General features: G+C 66.9%; 7 protein-coding genes. All 7 read right to left on the bottom strand.

What is annotated here, in order from left to right:
* Positions 1-163: 163 nt before the first annotated feature.
* A complete protein-coding gene (gene cas2, locus B5D80_RS32200) occupies positions 164-472 on the bottom strand; it encodes a CRISPR-associated endonuclease Cas2 (RefSeq protein WP_169733137.1) in 309 nt (102 codons plus the stop codon).
* Positions 457-1485: a type I-C CRISPR-associated endonuclease Cas1c gene (gene cas1c, locus B5D80_RS32195; protein ID WP_088647694.1), complete on the bottom strand. Its 1029-nt coding sequence runs from the start codon at positions 1483-1485 to the stop codon at positions 457-459. The genes cas2 and cas1c overlap by 16 nt, the downstream gene beginning before the upstream one ends.
* Positions 1478-2131 (bottom strand): CRISPR-associated protein Cas4, encoded by a 654-nt coding sequence (cas4, locus tag B5D80_RS32190; protein WP_088647693.1) that lies wholly within the window; start codon positions 2129-2131, stop codon positions 1478-1480. Before cas4 ends, cas1c begins: the two co-directional genes overlap by 8 nt.
* A complete protein-coding gene (gene cas7c, locus B5D80_RS32185) occupies positions 2128-3018 on the bottom strand; it encodes a type I-C CRISPR-associated protein Cas7/Csd2 (protein ID WP_088647692.1) in 891 nt (296 codons plus the stop codon). The genes cas4 and cas7c overlap by 4 nt, the downstream gene beginning before the upstream one ends.
* Positions 3015-4841: a type I-C CRISPR-associated protein Cas8c/Csd1 gene (cas8c, locus tag B5D80_RS32180; protein ID WP_088647691.1), complete on the bottom strand. Its 1827-nt coding sequence runs from the start codon at positions 4839-4841 to the stop codon at positions 3015-3017. The genes cas7c and cas8c overlap by 4 nt, the downstream gene beginning before the upstream one ends.
* The gene (gene cas5c / locus B5D80_RS32175) at positions 4841-5530 is read right to left on the bottom strand and encodes a type I-C CRISPR-associated protein Cas5c (protein WP_088647697.1); all 690 of its coding nucleotides are present in this window, start codon (positions 5528-5530) and stop codon (positions 4841-4843) included. The genes cas8c and cas5c overlap by 1 nt, the downstream gene beginning before the upstream one ends.
* A 732-nt stretch (positions 5531-6262) precedes the next feature.
* The gene (gene cas3, locus B5D80_RS32170) at positions 6263-8530 is read right to left on the bottom strand and encodes a CRISPR-associated helicase Cas3' (RefSeq protein WP_245855123.1); all 2268 of its coding nucleotides are present in this window, start codon (positions 8528-8530) and stop codon (positions 6263-6265) included.
* Positions 8531-9097: the final 567 nt, after the last annotated feature.

Genomic DNA, 9097 nt, shown 5'->3' with positions numbered 1-9097 from the left:
GTTGCGATCCTCGCCCGGCGCGGTAGCCGGGCGCAGCGGTTCACGAGCAGCGAATATAGCGATCAGACGATCCCCCATCGACTTGCTCGCAGTCCGTTTCGTCCATCTGATTTAGGTTTCTCACCTCGGAACCCTCCGGGCTTTTCGTGTCCACTGGGGGTTCCTAGATCACTAGGGCTCCGCGTGGGTCGATTGGTCGTGGTTTGCCGAGGTGTTCGACGTCGTCGAGGGCGTGGGCTGGTAGGTGGTAGATGCGGATGCTGTCCTGGGTGGGGTCGATGGCGTCTTGGAGGGCGGCGACGAAGCGGACCTTGTCGGTGTCGCGGCAGACTACTTCGAAGACCGATTTTTGTACGCGGTGTCCGTACCCTTCGCAGATCTTGGCGACTTTGCGGAGTCGGCGTTGTCCCTGTGGGGTGACCGTTTCGACGTCGTAGGTGACGAGCAGGTCCACGTTCAGTTCACCGTCCACGGCTGGTAGGCGACCGTGTCTCCGCGAAGGTGGCGGGCGAGTAGTCGGGCTTGCACGAGGGGGAGCAGCGCGGCGGGGACCTGGCGGCTGAGTTGGGCGTGGGGCCAGTCGCGTTGTCGGCTCTGTTGCCAGGCGGCCAGCACAGTTTTGCGTCCGTTGTCGGTGAGTCGGTAGGCCTTGTTTGGTAGTTCTTCGAAGTCGGTGGGGGTCAGTTCGCGTCTGTTGAGCATGGTGAGGGCGAGGCGGTCTGCCAGGAGGGGGCGGAACTCTTCCATCAGGTCGAGGGCGAGGGCGGGTTTGCCGGGTCGGACGGCGTGGAGGAAGCCGATGTAGGGGTCGAGTCCGACCTGTTCGAGTGCACCCTGTACGGCGACGCGCAGCATGCCGTAGAGGAAGGAGAGTAGGCAGTTCAGAGGGTCGGTGGGTGGTCGTTTGTTGCGGCCGGATGCCTTCCAGTCGGTGTTGTCGCCGAGGAGGTAGGGCATGGCGGCGAAGTAGTCGCGTGCGGCGATGCCTTCGACGCCGAGGATTTCGTTGGTGCTGGTGGCGGTGGTGAGGAGTTCGAGTCGTCGGGCGAGGAGTTCGGCGGTGGCGCGTAGTGCGGTCTGTCGGTGGCCGCTGGTGTCCCGGGCGGTGCGGAGCAGCACTTGTCGCGCGTTGTGGATTTTGCCGGCGACGATGGCGATCGCGATGGGGAGTTGGCGTTCCGGTGAGTCGGCGGCGCGGTGTTGCGCTTGGCGTAGCAGTGGGTTGCCGTGGGTGGGGCCGACCAGTCCGGCGCGGAATCGTCCGCTGCCGGTGAGCCAGCTGACGGAGCGGCCGTCGTCGGCGCATCGCAGGAGCAGGTCGTCGGTGGGGGTGACGCCGCTGAACAGGACCAGGTGGTCGAGTCGGACGAGGGGTAGCAGGTGGCGTCCGGGTTGGTCGGGGTGGTAGATGCGCACGGTGTCGCCGTCGAGGCGCAGGCTGGTGCCGGGGGTCTGGATGTAGAGGGTGTTGAGGAGTTCAGTCACGCCACTGTCCCAATGGTCGTGGGGTCAACAGGTCGGGTGGGGTCTGCCGTTGGCCGTCGGTCAGTTCGGGGAGGCAGTCCTCGCGTAGGGAGCATCGCCGGCAGCGGGCGTCGTTGCGTGCCGTCGGCAGCGTCGGGGTGTGCAGCAGCCGGCGTACGGCTGTGGTGGCGGCGTTGACCCGTTCGAGGAGGTCATGGTCGATGGGTACGGGGTGTCGGCGGCGTTCGGCGACGGAGTAGATGTATCCGGTGGGTACGTCGAAGCCGGCTTCGAGGAGGCAGAGGGCCTGTCCGCCGAGTTGTAGTTCGGCGGGGTCGCCGGGTTTGTAGCGTCCGACCTTGTATTCGACGGGTGTGGCGGTGTTCTTCTCGAACTCGACGACGTCGCAGATGCCGCGTAGGCCGTGGGTGTGGCTCCATACCGGGAGTGACCGGATGGTGGTGAGGCCTCGGCGGCGTTGGATGCCGGGTAGGTCGACGGTGGTGTGGCTCAGGTCGCCGCGTACCGTCTCGACGTTTTCGGTCCAGACGCCTTCGACGTGGATGAGGGCGGTCTGCCGGTGGCAGTAGGCGTAGTGCTCCAGCGCGGACAGCGGCACCTCCCGCAGGTCGGGGGTGCCGCTGTCCGTGGGGTGGTCGTGGGTCACGGCCAGAGGTCGACCAGCTTGGTCAGCTCGATGCCGCCGGGCAGCCCCGACTCGTCGATGCTGCGGGTGTAGTCGGTGTGGGCGCGCGCCGCCTTGTCGTCGTTGGTGCGCTTGACGGTGATCCGCTGGGTGAGGGCGGCCGAGGGTGCGGATCCGAAGGCGTCGGGGTGGCTGAACACGTACAGCCCGCAGAGCTTCATCTCGCCGCGGCTGGCGGCCCGGTCGTGGTCGAACATGACGGTGAGGGCCTGCCACAGCGCGGCGAGGTCGTCGCTGGTGACGCCGGTCTTCGCGGCGCGGGGTGCGGAGTAGAACAGGTGGGCGCGGTAGAGGCCGTACGGGACGGTCCATTTGGAGCCAATCTCGGTGCGCTCACCTTTGTCGATGTCGTCCTGGCGGGTCTGGGTGACCCGGGTGATGGTGTGGTCGGTGGGCAGGATCGCATCGATGCTGCGGGCGAAGGTGAGCTGGAGCGGGCCACGGACCTGCCCGGCGCCGCCGCTCTTGCCGGTGCTGAGCACCGCGCCGAACATGCGGATGTCGAAGTAGTGCTGGCAGAGCCACTGCTGGGCGGCAGCGCTCTCCGCCGGGGTGGGCTTGTTGCTGATTTTGGGTGGGTTGGCGGCGAAGGCGCCGTCGATCCGGGTGTTCAGGGCGTGGCCGGCTTCGACGAAGATGCCGTAGCGCGGGTCGTCACCGCGCAGCAGGGACACGGTGTCGCGGATCTTGCGTTTGATGGCCACGTCGGTGACGAGGCCCTGGCCGCTCTCGTCGTCGGTGCGGGGCTGGTTGCCGGCGTCCGGGTCGCCGTTGGGGTTGCCGTCGCTGACGTCGAACAGCAGGACGGCGTCGTGGCGGCGGGTCGGGTCGAGGTGTGCGGCGCTCATGCGTCGTCTCCTTCGTCGTCGGCGGTCGGTGCCGCGTCGTCGGGCTCCGGGGGCAGGTCGGTCTTCTTCTTGTTCGCGGCGGCGGCGAGTCGTTCGGCCCGCATCTCGGCGCGCTGCTGGTGGTAGCCGAGGATGAACTGGGCCTTGTCCGTCAGCACCGCAGCGCTGGGGATCACGGCGAGTTGGACGAACAGGTCGTCGAGTCGCCGTTCGTAGGCGTCCGACCAGCCGGGCCGGCGCAGCGGGCCGCGCAGGCGTTTGAGCCATGCCTGTACGTTGCGGCGGCCGGAGACGATGACGACCTGCGGGTTGTCGATGGCGCGACCGAAGTAGCGTTCGGCGAAGGTGGTGTTCAGCCGCTGGTCGGCGACCCGGAACACGGTGCGTTGCAGGTCGTCCATGACGGCGAAGATGCGGCCGGACACGTAGGCCGGCTGCTGGTGGGCGACGTTCAAGGTCGGCGTCAGCCTCTCTCGTTCATGCTCGGGCAGGGTCGGGTGACGGCGCAGGGCGAGTCGGATCAGCGCCGCGCGGCCGGGGTCGAGTCGGCCGTCGATCCGGATGCGGTTGATGACGTGGTTGAGCAGCTTCGGCGGCAGCGGTCGCTTGAGCAGCGCGGCGCTGAGCAGCCGGTGGAACAGATCAGGTGGGCGGTGTTCTCCGGACGCACCGAACTTGGTCCAGGTGCCGGGTGCTCCGTTGCGGCCGGCCTCGAACCGACCCGCCACCCGGGCGAGTTGGGAAACCTTGATGGTGGCCACCTCACCGGTCCAGGCATCCACGATCCGGTGGTCGTCGAACCAGGCCCGGATGTTGTCCTTGACCCGGGAGATCGGCTGCTCGACCCAGTCTCGGACGACGACGCGGGCGACGTTGCCGCCCACGGTCACCGAGCAGTACCGGGACACCTCGTCGAGGGAGGCTTCCGCGCCGCTCGCGGGCCCTGCGATCAGGTGCTGGATGTGGCTGGGGTCCAACTGTTCGACGGTCGCCCACGGGTCGAAGGTCGACCCGCCCAGCACCCACCAGGCGAGCCGGGCGTTCTGCCCGGACAGGCTGGTGCTGTGCCGGGGATCGGATAGCAGCGCCGTCAGCGCGGTCATGAACTTCAGTCCGCAGTCGGCGCAGATCGGGGTGTGGGTCAGGAACTTCTGCAACTCGTAGCCGTGGGTGGCCTCGTTCATGCTGACCAGCGACGCGCTCTGGGTGGCCCCGGGCACCCATCGTCGAGGAATCTGCTGCGGCATCGTGTGGAGCAGCGGCTGCACCCGCCCGCAGACCAGACACAACCCGGTGCGTCCGGAGCCCTTCCGGTCGCCGGCTACCCCGGCCCAGAAGCGCTGCGCCGCGCCAGCGTCCGCCGCGTAGACCCCGTCGACCCAGAAGCCGACCAGGTCTCCCCTGCTCCAATCGGCCGGCGGTGAAATACGGTCGGCGTGCCCGTCGCGGTAGAAGGCGGCGACAGCAGGACCATGACTATCTGGTTCGGCTGCCGCCCACTCGGCGATCAGGGCACGGAAGGCGGTGTGCTGCTTGGCGACCCGTTCCGGTTTGGCCCCTTCGGACAGCCAACCGAAGAGGTACTCCCCCGTGTCGACCGCGAGCGCGGGCGAGATCCCGACGGTCCGGGTCACCGCCGGCACCAGCCGGGGCGCGCCGAACCGGGAGTTCGGGTCGTCCTTGTTCGCCGTGTCGACCAGGCCACCCTGGGGTACGCCGTCGGTGTCGATCTCCAGGCTCCACCGCACCGGCTTGCGGGAGTAGAACGGCGGGATGACGTCCTCGCTGGTGTCGGCGAACTCCACCAGCCGCTGCAACAGCACTAGACCACCGGCCCTTCCACCGGAAGCGCCAGCTCGATCCCCCGTTCCGGCACGGACAACACCCCGGCGACCACCCGAGCGGCGAACCACTCCATCCGCGGCTGGGCCGACTGACCGTCGCGGTGGATGGAGTGCAGCATGATGCCGATCTCCTCGTTGACGTCCGCCCGGGGCGTGTCATCCGGCCAGCCGAACTCCGCGCTGAACTCGCGAGTGCCGAGATAGGGCTGCTGGAAGCAGGCACCCTTACGGACCCGTCGACGCAACTGATCCCGGTACGCCGCGACCGACTTGTCGGCATGCGCCGCCAGCTCGACGTGGGCATGGATGCGGTAGGCGACATCACGCAGGCACACCGCATTGCGCTGATCACGGTGTGCCGCCGTGTCGACCCGCCGGGTGCCCTTGAGCGCCTCCGCCAACGGCGCGACATCCGAGGTTTCGTTCCGCCGGATCGTGAACTGCCGCACCGGCTTGAGCACCTCGATCGCCACCACCTGGTAACGCATCTCCGGCTTCCAGAAGATCGATTCGAGCACCCCCACCGCAGCAGAAGGCGTCATCACCGGATAACTGACCCGCTCCACCTTCAACTCCGGCCGCGAGAACAACGCCGCCTCACCACTGACCTGCACCACCACCGGAAGATCACCCTCCGGGCTACGCCGCAGAGTAACCCCGTTGACCACATCCGTCGTCACCACACAGCCCCTCCCACGACAGCTCGTCGAACACGTGGACGAAGAAAGACCCCACCACAGAACCGGAGGCCCCCTCGCACAACGAGTGCGACGATCCACGACCAGTACGACAGGAACGGCCGCACCACGCCGGCACCACTCCAGGAAGGACTGACAAGAATCCGACTAGACCGCCGCCAAGGAGCGAGACTCCGTCCGACATGGACTGCGAAGTCCAAGTCGGACGTAGTCAATCCCCATCAACATCCACCCAAGGTTGCGATTCTCAGCGCCAAAGCGCTGCAGGTCACCTGCCTTGCGGGCGACTCTGAGACGCTACCAAACTTCCTTGGGTGTAGGAGCACGCGTTGCGGTGGGGTATAAAGATCTCGGCTGGGCGGGCACCGTCCCTCCAAACACGACGGTCCGCTGCGCCAACAGCGGACCGCCCAGCTCCCCCGCCATCCGTGAGACCGAAGGGAACCAGATGACAGTAAGGCAACGCCGCACCTCCAGGCCACCCGACGAGGGGCAAGAGCCCCACACCCCCTCCCCGCCCCCTTTGCGCTGGGTAGTGATATTGGCGCTGAGCGTGGCGATCGGCATCATGATCGGCACCACCGAGAGTTTGCCCACCGGCATGGTTGCCAGCCTGATCGCGGCGGGAGGGCTGCACAAGATCATAAATTGATGGGTTACCAGGTGAGCGCGCTGCGCGCTCACCTGGTGGCCTCACCACTGTCAGAAGACGAACTGCTCCAGGTTCGGGTCGAGGTTGATCCCCGTAACGGGGTCGTACTCGCCGATCCACTCGACCAGCGCACCCCGCCGTACCTCGGTGCCGAGAATCGGTCGCAGTAGCGCCATCACGCCGGTTTGGCGTAGGGCGCTGGGGTGGAGGTTCGTCGTGTACGGCTGCAAGCGGCGCAGCTTGGTCAAGTCCCGGATCGGTGCATGGCGTAGGTCCACGATGAGCTGTTCCAGTTCTTCGCGCAGTTCGGGTGTCTCGGCCCCCTGGGGCGTGACCACGTTGACGGCGTCGTCGTCGATCATCCTGAACGCCAGCTTCCGATCGCGCCGCTTGGTGCTCGCGTCCATCGGCCCGTCCGTAACGGTTTCGAACTCCCATCGTTTCCGGGCATGCTGGATGCGTTGCCCAACATGCTGATGGTCGGCGAGGGTGAGCGTGTCGTACACGTTGCGGTAGTAGCGTCCGAGTGCCTCGACATCGTCCGGGTCTGCCTTGCCTGGGCCGAACTGACGCCCGGTACAGCCGACCAGCGTCTTGTACGTCGGTGGTTGTCCGCCGTCCTGCGGCGCGAAGACGACCACCCGACCCCCGTCAGCCATCCGCCCCTCGCGGTTAGCCCGCCCGGCTGCCTGTAGCAGCGAGTCCGCCGGCGCCATCGCCCGGAACACCACCGGGAGGTCGACGTCCACCCCGGCCTCGATCAGCTGGGTGGCCACCAGCAGGACACGCTCACCCCGGTCGAGTCGCGTGCGCACCTGCGCCAGCACCCGCCGTCGATGATCCGGACACATCCGGGTCGACAGGTGCCACGCCGCCCCCTCAGGCTCGCTGTCACTCCACCGCTCGAACACCGTCTTCGCGTCCGCCGTCGTGTTGACCACCACCAACGCCGATCGTTCACCCATGGCCTGGTCGGCGACGTCAGACAGCGTCGGCTGCGGGTCGAGCTGCCACTCGTACCGCACCCTCCGCAGCTCACTGACCAGACGCGGAGTGTCGTGGATCAGATCCGTGCACGGCACGTCCTTGAACTCATCCAACGCCCAGAAACTCGGCTGCGTCGCCGAGGACAACAGCACCGTCGCCCCGAAGTGCCGCACGAGAAGGCGAAGCCCATCGAGGATCGGCGCGAGCATCGCATGCGGCAACGCCTGCACCTCGTCCAACACGATCACCGAGTTCGCCAGGCGATGAACCCGACGCATCGCCGACGGCTTACGCGCGTACAACGACTCGAACAGCCGGACGAAGGTCGTAACAACAAACGGCGCGTCCCAGTTCTCCGCAGCCAGCCGCGCCCACCGACCGGCATCCGGATCATCGAAATCAGCCTGACTGTGGTGCTCCAGGACGACCGGCTCACCACCCTCCTCATCCAACAGCCGACGATAGACGGCAGCATTCTGCTCGGTGATGGTCAGGAACGGAACCGCCACGATCACCCGACGCAACCCATGCTTCTCCGCATGCCGCAGCGCGAACCCCCCACTCGCCAACGTCTTACCAGCACCGGTCGGGGCACCGAGGCGGAACACCCCAGGCTCACGTTCCGCCGCCGCCAGACAATCCGCATAGACCCGCTCCCGTAGGCCAGCGACCGGCGAGTCGCCGCGTCCGGAGAGTTCCACACGACGCCGCTGCTCGAACACCTTGTAGAGATGACCGAAATCGGCATCCGCACGGACCCGAGGGCCAGACAACACCTGAAAGTGTGCGGCCGTGTCCAGACTGTCCGCGTCAACCAGAGCGCTGTAGCACAGACGCAACGCCATCTCCCCCACCAACGGATCTCCCCGCCAACCCTGGGGCACCAGGACACCGAGATCCGCTGGCAGATCAGGCAGCAGCCCAGCCAACTCCCGCTCAGCAGACGCCACCTCCCCAGACCAGGTGGCAAGCCTCTGCCGCAACATCGCCCGCAGCATAGGCGAATCGACGAGCCCACCATGATGACCGAAAATCGCACCAGAGAACAGTCCAAGCCCACGCTCCTGCGCGATCCTCGTCCCCAGAGACTTGTGGTCGATGCCCACTACCCCACCAGTGGACGCAACCGAAGAAAGTTTGTCCTGCCAGGAACAAGACGCCTTGCCCACATCATGCAACGCACCAAGCCAATAGGCCACCTCACCACCACCAAACGGAGCAGCAAAGCGTCGCGCCAACCCTGCCGTGCCACGAAGATGCTCTGCCAGAGAATGCCACCGGCCAGAGCTTTCAGCCGGACTATGCGCCCAAAGAATGCCCTTACCAGACACGATCAGCCCCCCACGGAAATCATTACGACGCCCGCTATTCAAGCGGGGCCAGTCCAACGAAACAAAGCAATAGACGCAGCCTGTAACGGTCGGGGCGGCGAACACTCAATCCTCGCCCGGCACATCGGCCGGGCGCAACCGGGTCTGCCCGTCGCTCTCGTACCGCCGGGTCTTGTGCCCATCCTCGCCGGCGCGACCGCCGAGCGCTGCCCTGGATGGAGTTCACCTCAACCCGACGACCATCCTCACGTTGCGATCCTCGCCCGACTCTGGAGCCGGGCGCAGACTCGACCGGCCGGATGGGCACCGGCACCCACATCCATTCGTGATCCTCGCCCGACGCGATGGCCGGGCGCAGCATCTCCCAGTCGACAGCAACCACAGCGAGCGTCAATCCGTTGCGATCCTCGCCCGACTCGGTGTCCAGGCACAGCGCCGCAATCGTGTCTACGCAAAGCCCCGCCCCGTGACTGTTTCGATCCTCGCCCGGCGCGGTGGCCGGGCGCAGCCACCCTGCTGCGGGCGGACGCGGCGATGTACCGGGCGTTCCGATCCTCGCCCGGCGCG

Source organism: Micromonospora wenchangensis (assembly GCF_002210435.1).
In the GTDB taxonomy this organism is placed as follows: Bacteria; Actinomycetota; Actinomycetes; order Mycobacteriales; family Micromonosporaceae; genus Micromonospora; species Micromonospora wenchangensis.
This window is presented reverse-complemented; position numbering and strand designations above follow the sequence as displayed.

What these genes read in the sequence shown, in the direction of transcription:
- cas7c (WP_088647692.1), bottom strand. Translation starts at nt 3,018, where the DNA reads ATGAGCGCCGCACACCTCGACCCGACCCGCCGCCACGACGCCGTCCTG.